The organism is Treponema berlinense, from assembly GCF_052273165.1.
GTDB lineage: Bacteria > Spirochaetota > Spirochaetia > Treponematales > Treponemataceae > Treponema_D > Treponema_D berlinense_A.
The window spans coordinates 31,653-55,490 of sequence record NZ_DAVZIU010000006.1 but is presented as its reverse complement, the minus strand read 5'-3'; the positions used below and the strand labels follow the sequence as shown (position 1 = coordinate 55,490).

Below are 23,838 nucleotides of genomic sequence, written 5' to 3'. Positions count from 1 at the left end.
AAAAAACTCATCAAGCGACTGTGCGCCGCGGCAGTTTTCCGTCATTGTCCACCGCGACGGCAGATTTTTTCTTCAATTTATTTTGTTTAATTCAATTATTCAGGAATAGGAGCTACAAGTCCGTCACTTTTTGCAAGAATCTTGTAAGACAAATCATCCTGAACCTGTCCAATATAAGTGTTAAGCCAGCAGTGATGGTTTTTCTCGTCCATTTTTATCTTTCCTCCAGGTGAATCAACCTCAACACCACTAGCTGCGGCTATAATGTCCTGTGCCGAAAGCGACTTTGCATTTTCTATTGCTTTTGCAAGAATATAGATTCCGTGGTAAGCACCTTCTGCACTGTTTGTAACCGTTGTTGTCGTTCCAAAAAGTTTCTGGTATTTTTCAACAAAAAGTTTACTTTCCGGCGTATCAAGAGAATTAAAATAGTCGAACGAAGCATAGTTTCCGACAGCTGCCGAACCTACAGCCTTAATTGCAGACTCGTGTGACGAAATTGAACAAAGCGGAACTTTTTTTGGATCCATTCCGTACTGAACATAGTCCTTGTAGAATGGAACATTTGAGTTGCCTGCTACACCTGAGAATACACAGTCTGCGCCAGAAGCCTTAATTCTGTTTACAACGGAAGAAAAGTCTGTTTCGCTTGTAGGCGTATATTCTTCTCCAACAATTTGTCCGCCAAATTTTGCAATATATTCCTTTGCAAAGGCGATTGTCTTGCGTGGAAATTCATAATCTGATCCAACGATGTAAATTTTTGGACCGAGATTTTTTATCATCCACGGAATAAAAGCCGCAACCTGCTGGTTTGGACAAGTATTTGTGTAAAGAAGGTTCTTTGAAGGTTTTTCGCCCTCATAATAAGTATTGTAAACAAGAACGCTGTTGTATTTTTCAATCGTAGGAATTACTGCAAGACGCGTATTAGATGCATTTGTTCCAACAATGGCAGTAACGCCATCTTTTAAAATCATCTGCTGAGCCTTTTCCGCCGCCATGGCCGGGTCTGAACCGTAGTCAACATACAAAGGTTCAATCTGCATTCCTTTTACGCCGCCGGCCGCATTGATTTCGTCTATCGCCATTTTAGCCGCATTCTGCATAGGCGTTTCAGAAAGGCTGAAATTTCCAGTCGTACTGTAGAGAATTCCAATCTTTACTGTTTTTGCAGAACTCTTTTTTTCTCCGCAAGAAAAAAATCCAAAAGTAGCCGCAAGGACTGCTAAAACCTCAAGTGATTTCTTAAAGACTCTTTTCATAATTATGCACCTCCATAGATGAACAAAAAAAAGGCGGTTCAATTCACCTCTACGATGAACAGAACCGCCTTTGATTCATAAAATTAAACTTAGTATACAGACATTGCCCCGGACATAAAAATCTTATTTGCACAAATTTAAAATTTTTTTTCGTGCATTTTAACTATATGTCCGCATTATTTTCTGTAGCTTTCTTGCATTCAACAAGCGAATAAACGTCTTTTCTCCGGGCAGCAAGAATTTTATACTGATTTCGGAAATCATCTACCTGTTCAAGCTGCAAATCGCACAAAAGAATATTCTCCTTTTCGTCCAGCTGAGCAAGGATTTTTCCAAATGGGTCGACAAAAAGTGAATGTCCCCACGCGACATAACCAGCATTTTCGTCGCGGGCAGGAGAACACCCTGCCATAAAAACCTGATTGTCGGTTGCACGTGCACGAAACATAATATCCCACCAGGCAGGACCGCTCGTCATGTTGAACGCCGCCGGAACAACAATCAGTTTTGCCCCCTTATCAACCATAAGCCGCGCCAATTCAGGAAACCGAATGTCAAAGCAAATCATAAGCCCGATTTTGCCGAATTCTGTGTCGAATACTGTTACGTTTTTTCCTGGACTTAAGGTTTCGCTTTCATAAAACCGTGCCGAAGGAATATCGCAATCAAACAAGTGCATTTTGCGATGCTTTGCAATCTGTTTTCCGGTTCGGTCAAAGACATAGGAAGTATTGTAGATTTTTTCTACGTGGTTGCCATTTTCCTCACTTATTTCCAGTTCAGGCATTGAGCCGGCTACAAGATAAATTTTATTTTTTCTTGCAGCTGCGCTCAACTTTTGCCAGTTCTTTCCGCCATCTTCCTGAGCATAGACAGGAAAATTTGACGCCTTGTAAGGACAGGAAAACATTTCCGGCAAAACAACAAAATCAGCACCAGAAGCACTTGCTTTTTCAATTTGTTCCAACGCAATTTCGATATTATCATCATTGGAACTTTTTCCTTTCATCTGAATCAGCGCGATTTTCATTATTTATTCCTCAAAATCTCATAAACTGCAATCTGCTCTTCTTTTGAAAGAACTTTGTAGCAGTTTGCAGGTGAACCAGACGCAACGGAATCTGACGCCATTTTCTCTTCTTTTTGAGCAAATTTCTGAAGATCAAGTCCGTATTCGCGGAGAGTTGGAACATTCAAGGATTTTGTAAATTCCTCAAGTTTCTCAAGAAATTTTTCAGAAGCAATCGCAGGTTCCTCTCCGTCCTGAGCCGCTCCAACCAATACGGCAAGTTCTGCAAAACGTGAATATGCTCCTGGAAGCACAGCGCGCAGACATTCAACCAAAAGTATAGCGTTTGATATTCCATGCGGAACATGAAAAACAGCTCCAATCGGACGGCTCATTCCGTGAACAATCGTTGTAGGACTTGTATTTATTGCAACTCCAGCCTCATAAGCGGCAATGCTCATATTTTCGCGGGCAACCTTGTCCGTACCGTCTTTTACAGCGACTGGAAGATATTTGAAAATTCTCTTAATCGCATCAAGACAGTACAAATCCGTAACAGGAGTATGTTTTATACAAGTGTAGCTTTCAATCGCGTGCGTGAGCGCATCCATTCCTGTGGCCAGTGTGATTGAAGCAGGAGAAGAAATCGTATATGTGTAGTCAACAACAGCAATTTTTGGAAGAAGAGCGTCGCCTTTTATTAAGAGTTTTGAATCCGTCGCTGTCTCTGTAAATACAAAATACTTTGTCACTTCAGAGCCGGTTCCAGCAGTTGTAGGAATCAACACAAGCGGCGCAAAATCCCCGGACATCTCCTTTCCTTTATAGTCACCGAGTTTTCCAGGAAGAACCGCCATAGCCGCAATCGCCTTTGCGCTGTCGAGAGGTGTTCCTCCGCCAAGCCCCACAATAAAATCACACTTTTCTTTCTTAAAAACTTCAACCCCGGCATAAATCATCAAATCCGTAGGCTCTCCAGGAAGATCGTTATAGATAACGCTGTCAATTCCCTGTTCTTCGAGCACAGTCTGAACCTGAGCGGCAAGCCCGGTCTTTGTAATTATTTTTCCGGTCACAATCAAAGCTTTGTTTCCAAAAGACTTAAAATAAGGCGCAGCGATTTTTAACGCACCTTCGCCCATTACAGTCCTTGGCGTTGTCGTAAAATTGAATACCATGGGTTTCTCCTTACGTTAAATGTATTTTTCGTCAACAATACTCAAAACATCGTCCAGCTTTTCAAGTTCCTCGTCAATCTGTGCTTCGGTTATGATAAGCGGCGGAGCGACAATAATTACATTTTCGTGTGAATATGTAAAAAATCCCCGGCTTTTGAGTTCCTTTACAATCGCTCCCATTATTCCTTTTGGATCCTGTCCCCAAGGAACAAGAGGTTCACGGGTTTCTCTGTCCTTTACCAGTTCAATTCCAGAAAAAAGTCCAATGTAGCGAACATCTCCAATGCTCTTGTGTTTTGCCTTAAGCTCCTCAAGTTTTTCTCCAAGATGCTTTCCAACTTTCTGAACATGAGATTCAATATCGTTTTTAAGGTAGAATTCCTGGCAAGCAACACCAGCGGCACATGCCAACGGATGACCAGAATATGTAAGTCCGCACGAAAGATACTTGTCGTCAAAGAAATGCGCAATTTCGTTCTTTACGATACAGCCACCCAGCGGAATATAGCCAGAATTTACGCCTTTTGCAAAAGTTATAATATCTGGAGTTACGTCAAAATTCATGTATGCAAACATTTTTCCAGTTCTGTACCAGCCAGCCATAACTTCATCGCAAATCATCATGATTCCAAATTCATCACAAATCTTGCGGACACCTTTTAAGTAGTTCTTCGGATAGATGATAATTCCGTTTGAACCAACTACAGTTTCAAGAATAATTGCAGCAATTCTGTCGCCACCTTCAAAAGTAACCTGTTCACGCAGACGTTCTACATAATATTCACATTCCTCATCTTCCGACTCAAAGTGAATTTTTTCCTGATAAGGATAAGGTCCGCGGAAGTGAATAAAGCCCGGAATAGCCGGCTCAAGCGCAAAATGGCGTGGTTCACCGGTCAAGTTTCCGGCTCCAAAAGTTGAACCGTGATAAGAACGGTACTGGCTCATTACCTTGAAACGTCCAGTGTACATTCTGGCAATTTTTATCGCATTCTCGTTCGCATCTGCTCCACCGTTTGTAAAGAACACTTTTCCAAAACAGTCAGGCAAACGGTCAATAATAGATTTTGCAAGTTTTGCACGGCTTTCTGCTCCCCACGAGCCCTGAACATAAGCAAATTTATCAAGCTGAGCCTTTATAGCCTCGGTCATTTCCTTGTTTGCGTAACCGGCATTAACATTTACCTGCTCAGAAGACATATCCGCATATCGTTTTCCGTCGGTATCATAGATATAAATTCCTTCGGCATGATCAACAACAATCGGGTCTAATCCGCCCTGCTTGCTCCATCCCAAAAGCACATTCTCTGTCTGCATTTTTGCAATCTCTTTTGCATTCATATTCCTGCCTCCAAATTAAGTTCAGTTTTAGCGTAAAAAACTTCTGCCTTCACGCTTTTGTTTATGACACAACATTAGCACGCTATTTTTTCGTGCACGATAGCAAATATGACAAACATTCATTTATTTTTTGTGCATTTTTTACATTAGTTCTGAAGAAAACTCTCAGGAATATCAGTTATGAGCATATGTCCAGGCGCATGTGTTATACAAAAGTCAGGTTTTGAATTCATAACGACGCTTTGAGGAGTTACTCCGCATGCCCAGAACACAGGAACTTCATTTTCCTTGATTGTGCTCATTTCTCCAAAATCAGGCTTATTTATATCTTTTATTCCGATAAGCTCTGGCAAACCAATATGAACCGGAGAACCATGAACCTTTGGAACCCGCGATGTAATTTCGACGGCACGGACAATCTTGTCGTACGGAATTGGCCGCATAGAAACAACCATTTTTCCGCTAAAAATTCCGGCCGGAGCGGTGTCTATATTCGTAACATACATCGGCACATTGTGATTTTCAGAAATATTCCGGACATCAATTCCACCGTCAATCAAAAGGCTCTCAAAAGAAAAGCTGCATCCAATCACAAAAGAAACAAGATCATTCCTCCAATACGAAGAAACGTCCGTACATTCATCAAAAAGTTTTCCATTTTTCCAAACCCTGTACCTTGGAATTTCTTTGGCAATGTCTGCTCCTGGCGCAGAAGTTTTTAGGAACCTAGAGCCGCAATCGCTTACCTCAAGCAGCGGACAAGATTTTTGATTGCGCTGACAAAACAACAGAAAGTCATAAGCATATTTTTCAGGCAGAATGCAAAGATTTGCCTGGGCATAACCGTCACACATTCCAGAAGTCTGTCCTGTAATCTTTCCGTCGCTTATCAATTGGCGGACTTCCTTTGGCAAACTTTTCCGATACGGATTTGAATTTTCAATTTTTTCCATATTTTTCTCCCAATTTTTCGCAAATTTTTTGTCTTAAATCAAAACTTTCTTAAGTCAACAAAACACAAAACGCACTTTTTTTCCAGGACGTGCCTGAGCCAGTTCACGCATACTCCGCTGCAAAACCGTGGCAATTTTCGCATAGCCTCCGGTCGTCTGTCTGTCCGCCGCCATTACAACTGGCAGACCGCTTGATGTTATCTGCACTGCTCCAAATGGAATCGCATCAGAAATTATGTCTGTCTTTCCACAATCAAGGCTGTTTCCTAAAAAGCGGATTCCCATTCTGTCGCTCTCAGAACTTACCTCATAAACCGTCGAAGTAAATTTTTCAATTATTTTTTTGTCAAAAAAATCGTATTGGGCGCCAGGAAGAACTTTTAGCATAAGCGGAGAATTTTCATCGTCTTTTATTTCAATTTTTTCATTTTCTATGTTCAAAGATGATGAATTAAATTCGCTGTTTTTTAAGTCATACAAACTTTCTCCAAAAGCAAGTTGTCCGCCTTTGACAAGTTTTCCACCATAACCGCCCATTCCGCTCTTAACGTTTGTCGACGCGCTGCCAAAAACAGGAGGAACAAGGATTCCGCCGCTAAATGCAATGTACGAGCGCAAACCTTTTACTGCAAAACCGCATTTTAGAACGCTTCCGGCGCTTGCCCTGACAGCTGTGTTCATTGCGACAGTTTTACCGTCAAGGCTGGCATTCAATTCTGCGCCGGTGATTGCAAACACGCAGTCCGAAGAAAATTCGAGTTCAGGACCGCACAAGGTTGTTTCAAGACAGGCTGTATTCAAATCGTTTTTAACAAGAGCATTTGCAAGGGCAAGACTTTTTCTGTCCATCGCTCCGCTCTCTCCTATTCCGTATTTTTGAAAACCTTTTCTGCCAAAATCCTGAACAGTGGTCAGCAATCCGCCGTCAATAATTTTTGCTCCTCCGCCGCAGACAAAACGCACTGTTTTTTTGGGTGAACTCATTTTATTTTCTAAATAGCCGTTTTTTTCCAGCCAGTCCAACTCATCAAATTCGTCAAATTCTCGTCTTGTAACTGGCACAAATCTAATTTTGTCTCCTGCCGAATATAAAAAAGCAGGATTTCTAAACTGACTGAACACTTTTAAAGGAGTGCGCCCGATTATCCGCCAGCCGCCGGGAGAATCTACAGGATAAAGTCCTGTCTGGCTTCCGCCAATCGCCACGCTTCCAGCCTGTATTTTTGTACGGGGAGTTTTTAGACGCGGAGTTTCAAGGCGCGGGTCAAGTCCGCCAAGATAAGCAAAACCCGGCAAAAAACCAAGCATATAAATCAAATAATCCGTTGATGAGTGAATTCTGACAACTTCTGTCTGCGAAAGCCCTGCGTTCAAGGCAACATCTTTCAGGTCGGGAGCAAATTCTTCATCATCGTAGCAGACAGGAATTTTTACAATTCGGCCAGAATTTTCTGTCTTTTTTTCTCCATCCGAAAGAACCCTGTCCAAAATCCGCCGGGCAGCTTCAAGAATTTTTTTGCGCCCTTTATCTTCATTTTCTGCGCAATCAAAATAGACGGTAACGGCGCAATAAGTCGGAACAATCTCTTCAATTTTTGCGTCAGAAATTTCAACTGCCGCTTCTTCAAAAAGTTTGGCAAACTCAAAAACCATTCGGTTCACTTCGATACAAATTTTCTGCTCAAATTGAACTTCAATTGAATTTTCGCCCGAAAAAACTATTTTACAACCTGTCATTTTCGTCTGCTCCCATATTCAACGCAAATCATAAAACCAAACAAAAATTTATTCAATACATCGTGCACGATTGTTTGTTTTTTTGAATATTTATATTATTATTTAATTATGAATATTTTCGATATTATCGGACCTGTTATGGTCGGACCGTCCAGTTCCCACACGGCAGGAGCTGTAAAAATCGGCTATGTTGCGAGAAAACTTCTTGGAGAGCCTGTAAAAAAGGCGCAGATTCTCTTGTACGGTTCATTTCTTGCAACTGGAAAAGGTCATGGAACTCATAAAGCGATTCTGGCTGGACTGCTTGGAATGAAGCCGGACAACCCTGAAATTCCGCGGAGTTTTGAAATTGCGGAGAAAAATGGGCTTGAATTCAGTTTTGGCGAAGCAAAATTAAAAGATGTTCACCCAAATTCTGTGCAGCTTATTCTGTATGGAATAAACGGAAGGCATCTGGAAGTTGTCGGCGAATCTCTTGGAGGCTCTCTCATAAACATAGCGGCCATAGACGGACTAAGCGCCAATTTTTCCGGAGAATATCCGACACTTATTGTCCACAACCTTGACCAGCCGGGACACATTGCAGAAGTTACAAGCATGCTGAGCCATAAATCCGTGAATATTGCCGAAATGCAGCTCTACCGTTCAAACAGAGGCGGAAACGCTGTCATGATTATCGAATGTGACCAGGAAATTCCGGAAGAATCTATAAAATGGGTTTCGCATCTGGAAGGAATCGAAAAAGTTACCTATTACAGCCTTGAAGAATAAAGTTACAGACAGAGGTTTTAAATGAGTTTTAAAAGTCTAAGTGAAATAGTTGAAAAAGCAAAGACCGCAAAAAAAGAATTTTGGCAGATTATCATAAAAGATGACATGAAAGAACAGGGAACAAGTTTTGAAGTGTCGTTCGCAAAAATGAAAGACATGTATCTAGCAATGAAAAACGCGGACAAAAACTACGATCCTGCCCTTCGCTCAGCAAGCGGTCTAAGCGGTGGAGACGGCGCAAAACTGGAAGAATTCAAAAAACAAAAAAACCGTCTTCTTGGCGATTTTATGACAGAGGTAATGGAAAAAGCCGTAAAAATGGGCGAAAGCAACGCATGCATGAAGCGGATTGTAGCCGCTCCAACTGCAGGTTCCTGCGGAATAATTCCGGCAGTTCTGTTAACCTACGAAAAACAATGCAACGTGAGCGAAGAAAAAATCGTACAAGCTCTTTTTGTCGCAGCAGGAATTGGAGAAGTAATCGCTCAAAATGCGTGTATAAGCGGTGCCCAGGGTGGCTGCCAGGCAGAAATCGGCTCCTCAAGCGCAATGGCGGCAGGAGCGCTCACAAGCCTTGACGGCGGAACAAACGATGACATCTTGAATTCCGTGGCACTTGCCCTAAAAAGTATGCTTGGACTTACCTGCGATCCGGTTGCCGGACTTGTAGAAGTTCCCTGCATAAAAAGAAACGTGAGCGGAGCGGTAAACGCAGTTGTCGCCTCTCAAATGACAAAAGCCGGCGTAAAAAGCGCAATTCCGGCAGACGAAGTAATAGACTCCATGGGAAGAATCGGAAAACTTATACCTGCCTGTCTTAGAGAAACAGGAGAAGACGGTCTTGCGGCAACTCCAACAGGACTCACGATAATGCAAAAAATGAGACAGTAATAAATTTAAAAATGCGTTAGGGATAGTAGGGGCGCGCCGCAGGCGCGTTCCGGAGCAAATGCGTAGGAATAAAACCCCGGATAGCCCGGTGCCTGGCATTTGCCAGACAAACGCCCATAATTCAAGCAAATCTGTCTTTAATCAAAATTAAAACAAAAAAACCGCCCCCTTTCCTTGTGTTTGACAGCAACAGTCGGTCCAGGGACGGCCACAAAAAGGAGCAATTTTAGTTTTAACCGCCGAGATATGCTTTCTGTACCTCGGGATTGTTACGGAGCTGTTCACTTGTTCCAGATGCGATTATCTCGCCAGTTGCAAGTACATATCCACGGTCAGCAAAATCAAGCGCAACCTTGGCATTCTGCTCTACAACGAGAATTGTCATCTGCCTTGTAAAGTTGAGCTGTTTAAGCGCGCGGAACATTTCGAACATAAGTTTAGGCGCAAGTCCCATGCTCGGCTCATCAAGCATTATAAAAGGGCTGTCCGTCATAAGCGCCCGGCCAACTGCAAGCATCTGCTGCTCACCGCCTGACAAAAGTTCACTTCTCTGCCGGCGACGCTCGTACAACCGCGGAAAAAGGTCGTAAACCTGGTCATAAAGTTCAGCTGTCCGCGCCTTTGAGTCCGGATTTTTTCTGCGTCCATAGCATGCCATCTGCAGATTTTCCTCGACGGTAAGATTGCCAAAAATGTGTCTTCCCTCAGGAACAAGACACATCATCTTTTTCTGTATCAGTTCATAAGGTTCAGTCTTTAAAATGCTCTGCCCTTCAAACAGAATATCGCCGGCTTTTACGACAGGCGCTTCCGGCCGGCCAAGACGGGCAAGACTCATTAAAGTCGAGGTTTTTCCAGCTCCGTTCGCACCGATTAGTGTTACAATTTCTCCACGGTTTACATCAAAACTTATTCCGTGGAGAGCTTCTATATTTCCATAGGATACTTTTAAGTCTTTTACTTCCAAAAGCATATTCGCCTCACATAAAAAGTCAAAATTAAAACTTCAAAATACAGCCGTTATTCTGGTTTTCTGCTCTGAGATGCAATCTCGATTGGTTTAAAAGGCGCTTCAGCCTCTTCAACAATCTTCGAATTTCCAAGATACGCGTCGATTACCTTCGGGTTTTTCTGAATTTCTTCCGGAGTTCCTTCAGCAAGTTCCTTTCCAAAATTTATAACTTTTATATTGTCACAAAGAGTGTTTACAACCTGCATCTGGTGTTCAATCATCCAGATTGTAACTCCGAACGTGTCGTGAATCCATTTTATGTAACTTATAAGTCCGTCAAGGTCAGAAGTCGAAAGTCCGGCAGCTGGTTCATCAAGCATAAGAAGTTTCGGGCTCAAACTCAGGGCACGGGCAATCTCAACACGGCGCTGAATTCCATACGGAAGATTTTTTGGATAATCCAGGGCAGAATCCGCAAGAGAAAATTTTTCGAGAAGCGCCCATGCTTCCTTATGAATTTCCGCTTCCCGCGACTTGTATTTCTTAGTCCGTAAAAAAACATCCTTTAACGAAAAACCAAGACGCGAATGCTGGGCAATACAAATATTATCAAGAACCGTCATATCGCTCCAAAGGCGAATGTTCTGAAAAGTCCGTCCAATATGAAGGTCGGCAATCTTGTGCGGACGCAGACCGTTGAGCTTAGTTCCGTCAAAGGTGATTGTTCCTTCAGAAGGCACATAAAATCCGCTCACCAGATTGAATACAGTCGTCTTTCCAGCTCCATTTGGTCCTATAAGTCCGTTGATTGTTCCCTGCTTCAATTCCACATTTATGTCGGTAAGCGCCTGAAGCCCGCCAAAACGGTGTGTAAGATGCTCTATTTTTAACAATGTTCCACTCATGCCGCACCTCCTTTAGCAGAAAATTCCACTGGCTTAATCTGATTTTTGTTTACTGGAAAAAGTTTTTTGAGGAACGGAAAGAAATGTGTAAGTTCCTTTGAACCCATAATTCCTTCCGGATGAAATTCCATTATCAAAATCAAGATAAGAGGAATTATTACCCATTTCCAAATCTGAGCAGGACGAAGAAGTTCAAGCAAAATCGTAAAAATCATAGCAGAAAGAACAGAACCGCTCAACGAGCCCATTCCGCCCAAATAAACCATGACGAGAGATTCTGTAGACTTCATAATTCCGAACGACGATGGGTTTATAAAACCAAGAAGATGGGCAAAAAGACCGCCGGCAATTCCTGCAAGGAACGAACTAAAAGTAAACGCAATGAGCTTCATTCTGTTTGTGTCTACCGACATAATTTCTGCCGAAATTTCATCGTATCTTACGGCGCTTATTCCCTTGCCGAGAGTTGAATTCATCAAATAATAAATTGAAAGAATCGAAAGAACAGCAAAAACAAGTCCCCAAACTAAAATCCAAGGCACATCGACAACATCAGCCATTGAACTCATAACGGATTTCATTCCCATAAGTCCACGGCTTGCACCTACTGCCGGAATATTGTTAATCGCTGTAGTTACAATAAAGTTTGCCGCAACCGTAATAATTGCAAGATAGTCATCACGTGTCTTAAACGAAGGAATCGCAACAATAAGACTTACGAGCATTGCTCCAAGACCGCCGGCAATAATCGAAAGCGGAAAACCAAGAATGGACAGACTTTCTGGCAAAAGAGCACTACCTGTAATAGAATTTCCGTCCTTAAACAGAATAAGCGAAATTACGGACGAAACATAAGCTCCTGTCGCCATAAAGCCGCCGTGTCCGCAGGAGAATTCTCCCATGTAGCCGTTTACAATGTTAAGACTTGCAGACATTATTATGTTTATGCAGATTGTAACGATAATCGTCTGAAAATAATTGTTAATAATCTCAAAATGCGCCAGAACCGTAATCAGCAGAATCATGACAATTGTCGAAACTGGCATAAAAAGTTTCTGTGCACGGACAGAAGGATTCAATCTTCTATCCATCATACTGTTAAAATTTTTAATGAACGTCATTTTTTCACCTCCTGCGCCAGATTAGATTTTTGTCGATTTAGCCACACCAAAAAAGCCAGTCGGTTTTATAGTAAGAATCACAAGAAGAATTACAAACGAAACCAAATCCTTATAGCTTGAAGGAAGAAAAGCCGTAACAAAAATTTCAATAAAACCAAGAAGGAATCCGCCTATAAACGCGCCTTTTATATCTCCAATTCCGCCGACAACAGCCGCAATAAACGCTTTCCAACCAATAATCATTCCCATGTAAGGGTCCATAACCGGATAAGACATTCCAAAGAGAATTCCGGCAACAGCCGCAAGGGCAGAACCAAGACCGAACGTAAAAGTAATTACAGTGTTCAGAGGAATTCCCATAAGAGGAATAGCAAATTTATCGAACGATATTGCCCTCATGCTCATTCCCAAAGTTGTAGTCTGAACAACAAACTGCAACAAGGCAAAGATTACAACTGCGCTTACAATTACAAGAACTTTGAGCGAAGTAATAGTAACCGGGCCGATATTCCATACGTGTTTTGGAAGAATATCCGGAAAACTCCGTGCAGAAGCTCCGAGAAGAGCGAGGTTTCCGTTCTCAAGAATAAAACCTATCATCAGCGCTGTAATAACAACATAAAGACGGTTTGCACCCTTAGCCCTTAGAGGACGGTAAGCAACACGCTCAATTCCAATTCCCAGAAGAGCAGTCAATGCAACTGTCGCAACAAGTGTTATTACAAAAAGAGGAATACCTGTAAGACCCGCAAAATGCGCTGTCAATCCTGCCACAACAAAAAAAGCGATGTAGCAGGATGTCATAAAAATATCTCCGTGGGCAAAATTTATGAGTCGGAGAACGCCGTAAACAAGACAATAGCCCAATGCAATAATTGAATAAAAACTGCCCCACTGAAGGGCATTAAAAATATTTTGAATCAAAAATGTCACAGTCTGTCTCCTTTTTGTGTTTTTGTGTCTGTTTTTAATTGATTAAAACCAATTCGGATAAAACCAAATCCAGCAATCTGAAATCCAGCCCAAAAAGAGCAGATTCCAGATTCTCAAAAAAGCAGCGCCTAAAACTATGGCTGCAATGACTTTACATATTCAAACTCGCCTTCAGGTGTAACTTTTACAACAACAGCATCTTTAATAGGATCTCCGTCTGGAGTAAAGCGCATATTGCCTGTAACTCCGGCAAAGCTTGAAATTTTTCCCATAGCCTTCATAACGTTAGTGCGGTCAGCCTTGATTTTTCCAGTAAGACCGGCATCCTGAATCGCCTGCAACACAATGTGAATCGCATCGTATGTAAGGGCGGCAACATCGTCAGGAGTGTAGCCATAAGCCTTTTCGTACTTTTCGATAAATTCCTTGGTTTTGCCAGTTGCACCTTTTGCCGCATAATGGGTTGTAAAATAATCGCCAACAACCGCACCCTTAGAAAGTTTGAAAAGATCGGCCGAACCCCAGGAATCGGAACCCATAACAGGTTTAGACCAGCCCAAATCCTTGGCCTGCGATGTTATAAGACCAACATGGTTGTAATAGCAAGGAAGATACAGAAAATCAGCGCCAGAATTTACAACCTTTGTAAGCTGAACCGAAAAATCCTGGTCTTTTTGACCAAACGACTCAAAAACAACAACTTTTCCGTATTTCTTTTCCCATTCAGCCTTGAACAGTTCTGCAAGAGTTTTAGAGTAGTCATCTTCAAGATTGTAGATAATGGCAACAGACTTAGCAGAAAACTGTTCGCTTGCAAATTTAGCAGCAACAGGAGCCTGGAACGGGTCAAGGAAGCAAGCCCTAAAACAATAAGACCGGCCAGCAGTAGCCGCAGGGTTTGTCGCCCAAGGTGTAATCATTGGAACTTTTGCATCGTTGTAAACTTCACCGGCAGGAATAGCACGTCCAGAGCCTTCCGGTCCAATCGAAGCAAGAACTTTATCAATATCAATCAGTTTGTTCGCAACATTTATAGCAGAGTCAGCCTTAAGTTCATTATCAACATAGATAAAATCAAGAAGATATTTTGTGCCTTTTACATCCAGACCACCGGCAGAGTTAATTTCATTCTTTACAATCTCACCGGCACACTTTGCGCCCTCACCTACTTTTGGCGAGTCGCCTGTCAACGGAATATTAAAACCAATCTTTATAGTCTTCTGTTTTGCAGCAAATGCACTGCAAACCGCCATTGAAGCAACCGCTCCAAGTGCAAAAAATTTCCAGATCTTTTTCATAAGTGGCTCCTTTCTTGCGAGAAGCCCTTGTCCAAGGTTTCCCGCATATAAAATAAAGGGCTATACAGCTCTTTTTATGCGCAACAACCTTGTTGACTTTAAAATACATCGTGCACGATATAACTTATGAAAAAATGTTACAGTTTAGTTTTTTTAGTGTCAAGAATTTATTTTTATAATCTTGCACAAATTTTCATATTCTTTTTTATGCAAAATAACCAGTCAGGAAATCACTTACGGGCAATAAATTCTTTTATTTCAGAAAGCATTTTTGTTGCAATGTTTCGGCCAATTTCATAAACACGCTGAAGTTCATCCGGATTTTTTTCGGTACGGCTAATTCCTAGAGGATTTTCAGGACAAATTACGAGAACATTTCCTTTTTTTTCCTGTTCAAAAACATATTCAGTTTCTAAGTTGTACATTTTGTGCCGATTTTGCATAGCTTGAACAAGCGCCGGATACTTTCTTAGCGACATTTTTATAAACGGCATAAGAGCGTTCGGAGATTTTTTGTAGTCGCGCGGCTGAGTAAGAACTACAATATTGCGAGAAAAACCAAGTTTTTCAAAAAATTCCAGCGGAATAGAATCTGTCATGCCACCGTCAAGCAATTTATATCCGTCAACCTCGACAGGCCGGCTCGCAAGAGGCATAGAAGCGCTCGCACGCATCCATTTAAGGTCGTTTTCGCCGCAAGTTTCGAGTTTTTTGTAAACACATTTACCAGTCTGGCAATCACTTGCAACAACATAAAAAGGAATCGGATTTTTTTTGTAAGCTTCAAGGTCAAAAACGTCAAGTTCATTTGGAATTCTGTTATAACAAAAATCAGTGCCATAAAGGTCGCCAGTTTTTAGAAGCGACCGAATTGAACAATACCGCCAATCGCCAGCAAAACGCTTGTTGTAACGAATCGTCCGTCCGATTTGCCGCGACTTGTAATTACAGCCAAAAACCGCACCAGCCGAAACACCGACAACACCGTCAGTATAAATCTCATTTTCCATAAGAACATCAAGCACGCCAGCCGTAAACATACCGCGCATTGCACCGCCTTCAAGCACAAGCCCAGTTTTAGGAAAATTGCCAGAACGAACGGTCTCGCCTTTGATATTTTTGTCAGTATTATATTCCATATCATGAACTCCAGTTCAAAATCTGCAATAAGCACTTAATGTTCAATATTTACGTTCACTTTTCCAGCGCCAGCATTTTTCTTTATCCAAGATTTGACGTCTTTGTTTTCAAGCGTAACATATAAATAATATTCGGTCGGATTAAAATTCGAGTTTGGCGAATACAAAATTGAACCGCCGGCTTCATTTGGACTTGCAACACTGTCAAAAGAGTTATTTTCCGCACAAACAACAGAACCAGCCCTTGCGTTTATTGAAGTCTGACTTTTATAAATTCGGTTGCTGTCGCTGTCATAAAAGTTATTCAAAACATGACAGAGCGAATTTCTCACAAACGGACAACGCTGTCCGCAATTAAGCCAGTAATTGTAAAAAAGCGAAATTTTTCTTGCAGTCGGATCAGTTTGACCATCTTTATCAGAAGAACCAATTAGCATAGTTTTGTCGTGATTTTTAAAAACGCAGTTAGAAACCGTCACATTTGTCGTAGTAGACTTCATATCACAAAGACCGTCGTAAACCTGCCATTTTTCGCTATTTGCCGCTTTTCCAAGTGTAAGAGTATCTTCAAAAGTACAGTGATCAATCCAAATATTTTTTCCCTTATCAATGCTGATTAAATCGTGCTGAGCATTCCAGCCGTCACCTTTTTCATAATGAGGAAAAGGATCAACAGCATCTTTTAGCAAAATATTTCTAATAACAACATTAGAAACATTTTTAACGCTAAAACTTCCCCCACGAACACACGCACCGTCCAAACCAATAATTGCCGTATTATTTTCAACTGTAATCTGAATAATTTTTTTATACGCATTGCTAATCGAGGTCGTTTCTGTATCATCACTGGCAGAAACATTTGTCGTATTTTTAATCCATTCTCCATAAGTAGGATATTCAGATTTACTCTTAACAAAAGAATTCATTTTGTCAGTAGCACTTGAACCGTCCATTTTAGAACCTTCGGCCGGCAACATTCCTTCCGACATATCAATATTGCCTTGTACAAAAATCAGATAACCGCCTATTTTCGCGTATTTTTTTAATTCAGAGCCTGTCGAAACAGTAACCTTATTCACCATTTTAGACATATCAACTCCAAGCCCAGCAAAACCAAGAGCCTTGTCAGAAACCAAACTTTCTTCAGAAGGCTTAATTCCAAAAATCTTGTACGCAGAAGAACCATTACATTCCGCCACAATTTTTACAAAACCGCCGGCAACCAATCCCATTTTTAGCGAAACATATTCTCCGCTTTTTGCACTTTTGCTTTCCAAAGAAGCGCCGCCAGTCGAATCACTTTCAACACAAAAATTTACAACTTCGCTAGAATCGGCACTTCCATCTTTGTAAAAAGCAGCACAAAAAGAAACTTCCCCTCCAGCTTCAACAAAACTATAAGCGCTAGAAATTATCAAACCGTTAAATTCATCCTCTTCCTGCCTGCAACCAGCCAACAAAAAAGCCAGCGCCAAAACCATACCGATTCTCTTAAGCATTTTCATAACTACCCCATCAAAAAATTCCATCTGTAATTATAATAAATTTTTAGAATTCTCCACAACTGCAAAAAAAACACCTCCGGCTCTTAAAAAACCAGAGGTGTAATATAAAATTTGGGCGTACCGGCAACAAGTTGCCGTCGGGCTTTTCAGGGTTGTCATTCGCAAGCGAACGGCTCCGCCGCCCTTACAATCCCTTACGCATGAGTTCAAGGACAAGGGGGCTGTCTCGTACTTTTGAGACAGCCCCATGACATGGACGGCAAGCACGGAAATGACAAAAAAAAGCGGCAAATGTTTTATTTTTTTTAACAAAACATTCACCGCCGGGATTTTTTTTATTCAAAAAGATTAGCGTTCAACTGTCCACGTGCCGGCACCTGCGTTGCTTTCTGCATTAGTTTTTGCTTCACTTGCGGAAAGTAAACTATAAGTATAAGAAGGTGTAAACGGCTTTGTAGTAGTTGTATCTATAGTACAAGCCGTGCTTTCACCTTCTGCAAAATAATTGCCGCTTTGGTAGCATTTACCAGCAGCCTCTGAAGATGGAGTAATCGCTTTTTTTATATTGCTTCCAAAATAATTATTTTCTGCAACAATTGTATAAACATCATAACGTGCTGCGATACATGCGTTTTGAGAATATTTTGCTTCTGAATCACGGTTGTAATAATTATTGAAAATATGCATATTTGCGTAACAAGTCAATGGAAGACGCTGTCCACAGTTGTAAAAAAGATTATTGCTGATTGTAATGTAACCACCAGCTTTGTCAGATTTACTTGACCCTATCAACATAGTTTTGTCATGATTTTTGAAAATATTATAAGAAACTACAACATTCTTGGATGAACTTTTTATATCACACAAACCGTCGTAAGTCTGCCATTTTTCTTCGCTACCGTCAGAAATTGTAACTTTTGAGTAATACATTGTATCTTCAAAAGTACAATGATCTATCCATACATTTGAAGCCCCTTCAACTACAACATTATCATGCTGAGCATTAAAGCCGTCATCCTTTTCATGATGAGGGAAAGGATCATAAGCATCTTTAAAATTGATATTTCGAATTACAACATTACTTACGCCACTTCCAATTTTTACTGAACCGCCCTTGATTGATACATCGCCGACGCCAATAATAGCAGTATTGGACTTAACATCGATTTTTATTGAATTACCATATGTTCTGTTCAAAGACCACAAAGTTGAACCAAGGGAAGACTCTGGGCTTGAAGAAGATTTATCCTCTGTAGTTGAAGAACAGCTTTTTGCATAAGCCGTCTTGAAACTTTCATAAGTTGAGTATTTACTGCTAGTATTTGTTTTAACAAAAGAATCCAGAGCCGAAGTTGTTCCGCCGGGAGTTGTCGGTAACATACCTTCTGTCATATCAATATCTTTTGTAATGTAAATCAAATGACCACCCTTTTTAGCATATGAAACTAACTCTGCTTTTGTTGAAACTTCTCTTACAGTTGCAAATTTTGAAACATCAATTGAAGCAAAACCTTCAGGCACATCACTTGCTTTTATAACATTCCCTGTAGCAGCAACTTTCTTTTGAACTGTAACAGTTTTTGTAGCAGTTTCTGTATTTGTTCCGTCAGTTGCACTTACGTTTACAGTTACACTCTGATCAGACTCAGTTGTATTTTTTCCTGTAAGAATAACAGAACTTCCTGTTGTTGAAGAAAGCGTTGCGTATTCGACACCTTCGATGATTTCCCAAGTATAAGAGATTTCAGGATTGCCAGAATATTCTGCTTTTGCGGTTAAGGTTGTGTTTCCGTCGCAAGCAATCGAGCTTATTTCTGCGCTAACACTTACAGAAGTAACCTTGTTTTCTACCGTCTGTCCTTCTGCAAGAATTTTTACAGTTTTTGTTGATTCCTTAGTTGTTCCGCCGTAAGTTGCACTTACTTTTACAGTTACACTCTGTTCAGACCCAGTTGTATTTTTTCCTGTAAGAGTAACAGAACTTCCTGTTGTTGAAGAAAGAATTGCATAGTCGCCACCTTCGATGATTTCCCAAGTATAAGTTACAACTGGTGAAACTCCTTCAACAGTAAAAGCCGGAGTTGCCGTAAGATCTGTTTCTGCTTTTGATGCAATTTCTTCTGAACCCGCAATCGAAACACTTTTTAATTCTGCGTTTGCTGCGCTCACAGTTACGATTGCTTCTGCAGATTTTGTGTTCGAAGCAAATGTTACAGTACATTTTACTTTTACGCTCTGAGCACTTGCTGTTGTGTTTTTGCCGGTAACAACACAAGTTGAAGAAGTTGCATTTTCAAGTTTTGCGTATTCGCTGCCAGATGTAATTTCCCACTTATAAACTGGAGTACCAGAGCCTTTTTTGTCAACCTTTGCAGAGAGCGAAGTCTGTTCATTTGCGTTTATTGTCGCTTCTGAAGGACTAATTGTCACGCTGTTCAATTCATCTTCGTCACTGTTTGTCTTGCAGGCTACTGTCGAAAAAAGCACTGCAAATAATGCGGCAAGACTTAATAAAATTGTGCCGAATTTTCTTTTTTGAGAGTTTTTTTTCATCGATTACCTCGTTAGAAATAAAATTCTGTCGTATTGATTGAGTTTACTCTTTCCTATAATTCTGATGATAATCAAGAAAATGTCGATTTTCTATATAAAACCTCGTATTTTTATATAAAATATGCTTTATAAGGGAGAATTAACTGTTATTTAAGATTTTTTGAAAACACAAAAAATGCGTTAGCGGTGGAAGTAGCGCACAGAAAGCGCGTTATGAAGCGTAACGTATGTGAGAGCGGAAGAATGGAGATAGCACAAAGTGCGTACGGCCCCCTGGAAAGCCACCCAGATAAAAAAATCACTTGAAAAACACATAAAATTCACTTATATTCGATGTGTAAACACTTGTTTTTTTTTAATTTGGAGGAAAATATGGCGAATCTTACAATTACTCTTGATGACCAGGACAAAAAGGACATTGCGACTTTCTGCGAGCAGATTGGAATGACGGTTTCGGGGCTTTACAATGTTTTTACGAAGCAGGTTATCCGCGAGGGGCGAATTCCGTTTGAAATCGGTGTTGACAGGCCGAACCGCAAAACGATAAAGGCGATGAAGGAAGGCGACAGGATTGCGGACGATCCGAATGTGAAGGGATATAACAATGTTCAGAACTTGATGGAGGCGCTGTTAAAATAATGGAATTTTCAACAAAAAGAACAAAATATGAAGTAAAATTCACTTCGGCAATGAAAAAAGATATGAAACTAGCGGCAAAACGCCATTATGACTTGAACTTGTTCGCCGAAATCGTGGAAAAACTCGCGAACGACCTTCCCTTGGATGAAAAATACCACGACCATGCGCTGGAGGGAAACTGGGCAAACCATAGGGAATGTCACATCAGAAGCGACTGGCTTTTGATTTACCAGAAAAAAGGAGAAGTTCTTGTGCTGGAGCTTTCGCGCACTGGAACACACGCCGACTTGTTTGGAAAATAATATGGCGACTTCAAAGGAATACATTGATTTTGTGCACGGGCAGATTGCGCAGTACGGCGATTCCCACAAGAAAAGCCACAACGCCAAAAATACTTAAAAATTACGCCAGTTCGTAAGTTTCACCGTATTTTACAATCTGAACGTGCTTGTATCCGTTTTCTTTCAGATAGTTTTGCAGATATTCCTGGGCTTCTTTTTCGCCGTGAACCAGATAGATTTTTTTAAGGCGGCTTGTATCAACCTGTTTGAGCCATTTTACCATTTCTTCGTAGTCGGCATGGGCAGAAAATGCGTTGATTGTTTCAACATGTGCATTTACCTGATACCATTCGTCCATAATTTTTACTTCTTTTGCTCCATCACGGATTCTTCGGCCAAGCGTGTTTTCTGCCATATAACCGACTATCAAAATTGTGTTTTTCGGGTCGCTTATATTGTTTGCAAGATGATGCACAACACGTCCAGCTTCGCACATTCCGTCCGCCGAAATTATAATCATTGGTCCGGATTTTTGGTTCAATGCCTTTGATTCGTCAACGCTAGTAACAAAACTTAACTGGTCAAAGCCAAATGGATTTTTGTGCCTGTCAAGGAAGGCTTCTTCAACTTCGCGGCTGTAACATTCCGGATGTACCTGAAAAATACTTGTTGCGTTTACTGCCATTGGCGAATCCACATAAATTGGAATCGAAGGAATTTTTCGCTGGTCTACAAGCATATGGAGGTAATAAACAATTTCCTGAGTGCGCTCAATTGCAAATGACGGAATTATGATTTTTCCTTTACGGTCGATTGCCCGGCGAACCACTTTTCGAAGTTCTTCCATGGCAATTTCTGTGCCTTCGTGTTTGCGGTTACCGTAAGTGCTTTCCAAAAAAATGTAGTCTGGTGCAGGAATTTTTACGCTTGGATCACGGATAATCGGTTTTGAAGAACGTCCCAAATCACCTGTGTAAAGAATCCGAAGTTCGTCTTTTCCTTCGCGGCGGTCGTAGCCAGAACGGCGTTCAATCCCCGAATACTGAGCCTGCTCTTCTGCGGTGGCTTTCCGCCTGTCGGCAGTTTTGCGTCTATCGGTGTCTTCATTTTCTGCAAGCCTTTCTGCCCGTCTTTCTGAAATCGAATTTTTCCAGCCAAAAAGTTTGTTCCAGATATTTATTTTGTTTATCGAATCTATTTTTTTTGATGCGCCACGCTGACCTTTTATCGTTATAAACGCAAATGCCGAACCCAAAATATGTCCTGCGTCAAAAAATTCGAGTTCTACATCGGGCGCAATATACATCTGGCGGTTATATCCGAGAGTTACAATCTGATTTTCTGCCTTAATGCAGTCTTTTTCATTAAAAAGCGGCTGCCATGTAAATTTTTCGCCTTTTTTTTGAGCCTGCTTGCGAAGATATTCGGCATCACGTGCCTGAATTCTTGCTGAATCCATCATTACAAGGTCGGCAAGGTCGCGTGTTGCAGGAGTTGCGTAAATATTACCGTCATAGCCTTTTTTGGCGAGCATTGGCAAAAGTCCGCAGTGATCGTAATGAGCATGCGTTAAAATTACGGTTTCGATTTTGTCGACTGGAATTTCAAAATTCCGGTTTTTTGCATCGGCAACGGCACGTTTTCCCTGAAAAGCCCCGCAATCAACCATAAAAGCCCGGCCATCAATTTCAAAAATATGTTTTGAACCAGTCACTTCTTGAGCCGCACCGAGAGAATAACAAACAACTGACATAAAACCTCCCAAGAAAAAATCGCCAAAATTGACAGCATTTAATCTTTTTTAAATTTTAAGATTTCTTTTACTCAATTTTAAATCCGAAAAAACAAATTCTCAAGATTTTTTTATGACAGATTTCTTTTATGGTAAATATTCTGGTCTTATGTTTTTTAGCGCTTTAAAGAATCTTTCTTTCTTTTTTCTGTCTCCGCCAGTCAAAAGTTCAAGACGGCGACGGGCATCTTTTCTTGTGCTGTTATCCTGATAAGTACAGGTACATGTCCAGCCAAAATAGCCGCCTTTTTTTGAGTGTTCAACGATTGTCTGCACACCAGCGTAACAAAGCGGGCGAATAATTTTTACAGGGTATTTTTCGAGTTTTAGGGAAGGCGTCATTGTGCTGAGCTCACCTTTATTTAAGACATTCATCAGCAGAGTTTCCAAAATGTCGTCAAGATGATGTCCAAGAGCAATTTTGTTGAATCCATTTTTTACCGCAAAGTTAATGAGTTCTTTTCGGCGCAAGTTTGAACACCAGTAACAGCTCATTTTATAACCGTCACTCAAGCGTCCTGTCACATCTACAAAAATAGATTCTACAGGAACATTCCACTCCTTAAAAAGCGCCTGAATGTTAGGTGGAAGTCCGCCGCCAAAATCAGTCTGAATATTCAATGCCAAAAATTCAAAATCGGCATTTTTTCTTTTTTGACGGTTTGCAAAATACTCTATGAGTGCAGTGGAGTCTTTTCCTCCAGATGCACCCACAAGAATTTTATCGCCTTTTTCAATCAGTTTATAGTCAAAAACTGCCTTATCAATCAGATTGTATAAAAAAGGCTGCGGCATTTTACTGTCTTTCTACCAATGGTTCGTTTACAAGGCGATATTCTGCCGACAAACCGTTTTTTAGATTTGCAATTGTAAGAATTTCTGTTCCGTTTTTAACTGCCGGAATTACATAAAAATCTCCGTTAAAAAGCTGGATGTAATTGTCTTCAAAAGACATTGCGTCTGCCGGTCCCATCATTTTGGTCAAGGCAAAACCGCCTTCGTCTTTTCCAAGATTTCCTAAAAGTTTTATATTTCCGTTAAAAATATTAACTCCAGCTTCTCCAGCAACAAAAAAACCGTCCTTTTCTTTTTTTAAGTTGAGGACAACATCGCAAATCGCCTGTGCTTCATCGTTTTTGTAAAAAGAATTTATTCTCCAGTTTCCTTCGATTGTGCCCTGAGCTAGAATTTTTCCATTTTTTACTTCGATTTTATAAACTATTGTATCAAGCGCATCATCTGCTTCAAAAGGACGTTTGTAAACAAAAATTAAATCTGTAGTTCCGTCTTTTAAGGCTTTTAGTGAATATTCAAATTTTGAAGGCGCACCTGTGCTTCCGTCTTTTCCAAGATATGTTACTTTTTCTTTTACACTCACAATTTCTTCATTTGTAAGTGTATTTTCCCAGGAATATCCGGTCGTTGCGTTTCCTTCAAGAACTATTTTTAGTTCTTTTGAATTGCTTTCGCTCAAGCTACTCTTTGTTGAAGCACATGAACTTACTGCAAAGGCTGCAATTCCTGCACAAATCAAACTGAATAATGCTGGTGTTTTTTTCATTTTGTTACCTCGTT

General features: G+C 40.8%; 21 protein-coding genes. 4 read left to right on the top strand and 17 right to left on the bottom strand.

The genetic code is table 11. The features are described from left to right. Positions 1-95: 95 nt before the first annotated feature. From ACT6XC_RS03650 to pxpB, 6 genes are all read right to left on the bottom strand, one after another. Positions 96-1,265, bottom strand: a complete 1,170-nt coding sequence (locus tag ACT6XC_RS03650) for a transporter substrate-binding domain-containing protein (RefSeq protein WP_078931548.1) — start codon at positions 1,263-1,265, stop codon at positions 96-98. A gap of 163 nt (positions 1,266-1,428) precedes the next feature. Then, positions 1,429-2,295 carry a carbon-nitrogen hydrolase family protein gene (locus tag ACT6XC_RS03645; RefSeq protein WP_443737952.1) on the bottom strand — a complete coding sequence of 289 codons (867 nt, stop codon included), beginning with the start codon at positions 2,293-2,295 and terminating at the stop codon, positions 1,429-1,431. After that, positions 2,295-3,452, bottom strand: coding sequence for an iron-containing alcohol dehydrogenase (locus tag ACT6XC_RS03640; protein ID WP_443737953.1), 1,158 nt, complete (start codon positions 3,450-3,452; stop codon positions 2,295-2,297). Before ACT6XC_RS03640 ends, ACT6XC_RS03645 begins: the two co-directional genes overlap by 1 nt. 15 nt (positions 3,453-3,467) lie before the next feature. Further along, a complete protein-coding gene (locus ACT6XC_RS03635) occupies positions 3,468-4,793 on the bottom strand; it encodes an aminotransferase class III-fold pyridoxal phosphate-dependent enzyme (RefSeq protein ID WP_443737954.1) in 1,326 nt (441 codons plus the stop codon). 146 nt (positions 4,794-4,939) lie between these two features. Continuing rightward, positions 4,940-5,746 (bottom strand): putative hydro-lyase, encoded by an 807-nt coding sequence (locus ACT6XC_RS03630; protein WP_443737955.1) that lies wholly within the window; start codon positions 5,744-5,746, stop codon positions 4,940-4,942. Between the two features lie 54 nt (positions 5,747-5,800). Continuing rightward, on the bottom strand, positions 5,801-7,483 hold the full coding sequence (gene pxpB, locus ACT6XC_RS03625) for a 5-oxoprolinase subunit PxpB (protein WP_443737956.1): 1,683 nt from the start codon (positions 7,481-7,483) through the stop codon (positions 5,801-5,803). A 108-nt stretch (positions 7,484-7,591) separates the two neighbouring features. Here pxpB and sdaAB point away from each other — a divergent pair, with 108 nt between their 5' ends. Both sdaAB and sdaAA read left to right on the top strand, forming a co-directional pair. Beyond that, complete coding sequence (gene sdaAB / locus ACT6XC_RS03620; protein ID WP_443737957.1) at positions 7,592-8,254, top strand: L-serine ammonia-lyase, iron-sulfur-dependent subunit beta; 663 nt, start codon at positions 7,592-7,594, stop codon at positions 8,252-8,254. A 21-nt stretch (positions 8,255-8,275) separates the two neighbouring features. Continuing rightward, positions 8,276-9,145, top strand: a complete 870-nt coding sequence (sdaAA, locus tag ACT6XC_RS03615) for an L-serine ammonia-lyase, iron-sulfur-dependent, subunit alpha (RefSeq protein WP_288516837.1) — start codon at positions 8,276-8,278, stop codon at positions 9,143-9,145. Between the two features lie 232 nt (positions 9,146-9,377). On the opposite strand, the gene ACT6XC_RS03610 is transcribed toward sdaAA, so the two are convergent. The 8 genes from ACT6XC_RS03610 to ACT6XC_RS03575 all read right to left on the bottom strand — a co-directional run bounded on the left by ACT6XC_RS03610 (position 9,378) and on the right by ACT6XC_RS03575 (position 19,551). Next, entirely contained in the window at positions 9,378-10,118 is a 741-nt protein-coding gene (locus ACT6XC_RS03610) for an ABC transporter ATP-binding protein (protein ID WP_277075872.1), read from the bottom strand. Positions 10,119-10,165: 47 nt separating this feature from the next. After that, on the bottom strand, positions 10,166-11,002 hold the full coding sequence (locus ACT6XC_RS03605) for an ABC transporter ATP-binding protein (protein WP_288516835.1): 837 nt from the start codon (positions 11,000-11,002) through the stop codon (positions 10,166-10,168). Then, a complete protein-coding gene (locus tag ACT6XC_RS03600; RefSeq protein WP_443740834.1) occupies positions 10,999-12,123 on the bottom strand; it encodes a branched-chain amino acid ABC transporter permease in 1,125 nt (374 codons plus the stop codon). The genes ACT6XC_RS03605 and ACT6XC_RS03600 overlap by 4 nt, the downstream gene beginning before the upstream one ends. A 21-nt stretch (positions 12,124-12,144) precedes the next feature. Beyond that, positions 12,145-13,056, bottom strand: a complete 912-nt coding sequence (locus ACT6XC_RS03595) for a branched-chain amino acid ABC transporter permease (protein WP_277075869.1) — start codon at positions 13,054-13,056, stop codon at positions 12,145-12,147. A gap of 134 nt (positions 13,057-13,190) precedes the next feature. Further along, on the bottom strand, positions 13,191-14,354 hold the full coding sequence (locus tag ACT6XC_RS03590) for an ABC transporter substrate-binding protein (RefSeq protein ID WP_443740833.1): 1,164 nt from the start codon (positions 14,352-14,354) through the stop codon (positions 13,191-13,193). A 230-nt stretch (positions 14,355-14,584) separates the two neighbouring features. Beyond that, positions 14,585-15,493 (bottom strand): patatin-like phospholipase family protein, encoded by a 909-nt coding sequence (locus ACT6XC_RS03585; protein WP_443740832.1) that lies wholly within the window; start codon positions 15,491-15,493, stop codon positions 14,585-14,587. Between the two features lie 35 nt (positions 15,494-15,528). Continuing rightward, positions 15,529-17,022, bottom strand: a complete 1,494-nt coding sequence (locus ACT6XC_RS03580; protein ID WP_443740831.1) for a pectate lyase family protein — start codon at positions 17,020-17,022, stop codon at positions 15,529-15,531. Positions 17,023-17,346: 324 nt separating this feature from the next. Beyond that, positions 17,347-19,551, bottom strand: coding sequence for a pectate lyase family protein (locus ACT6XC_RS03575; RefSeq protein WP_443740830.1), 2,205 nt, complete (start codon positions 19,549-19,551; stop codon positions 17,347-17,349). Positions 19,552-19,923: 372 nt separating this feature from the next. Between ACT6XC_RS03575 and ACT6XC_RS03570 the strand changes: the two genes are divergently transcribed. Both ACT6XC_RS03570 and ACT6XC_RS03565 read left to right on the top strand, forming a co-directional pair. Further along, on the top strand, positions 19,924-20,190 hold the full coding sequence (locus tag ACT6XC_RS03570) for a type II toxin-antitoxin system RelB/DinJ family antitoxin (protein WP_443740829.1): 267 nt from the start codon (positions 19,924-19,926) through the stop codon (positions 20,188-20,190). Continuing rightward, positions 20,190-20,492, top strand: a complete 303-nt coding sequence (locus ACT6XC_RS03565) for a type II toxin-antitoxin system YafQ family toxin (protein WP_443740828.1) — start codon at positions 20,190-20,192, stop codon at positions 20,490-20,492. Before ACT6XC_RS03570 ends, ACT6XC_RS03565 begins: the two co-directional genes overlap by 1 nt. 100 nt (positions 20,493-20,592) lie before the next feature. Here ACT6XC_RS03565 and ACT6XC_RS03560 read toward each other — a convergent pair whose 3' ends face one another. From ACT6XC_RS03560 to ACT6XC_RS03550, 3 genes are all read right to left on the bottom strand, one after another. Continuing rightward, positions 20,593-22,224, bottom strand: coding sequence for an MBL fold metallo-hydrolase RNA specificity domain-containing protein (locus tag ACT6XC_RS03560; RefSeq protein ID WP_443740827.1), 1,632 nt, complete (start codon positions 22,222-22,224; stop codon positions 20,593-20,595). A gap of 126 nt (positions 22,225-22,350) precedes the next feature. Continuing rightward, positions 22,351-23,058: a tRNA 2-thiocytidine biosynthesis TtcA family protein gene (locus ACT6XC_RS03555; RefSeq protein ID WP_443740826.1), complete on the bottom strand. Its 708-nt coding sequence runs from the start codon at positions 23,056-23,058 to the stop codon at positions 22,351-22,353. A gap of 1 nt (position 23,059) precedes the next feature. Then, positions 23,060-23,824, bottom strand: coding sequence for a protease inhibitor I42 family protein (locus ACT6XC_RS03550; protein WP_443740825.1), 765 nt, complete (start codon positions 23,822-23,824; stop codon positions 23,060-23,062). Positions 23,825-23,838 lie beyond the last annotated feature (14 nt).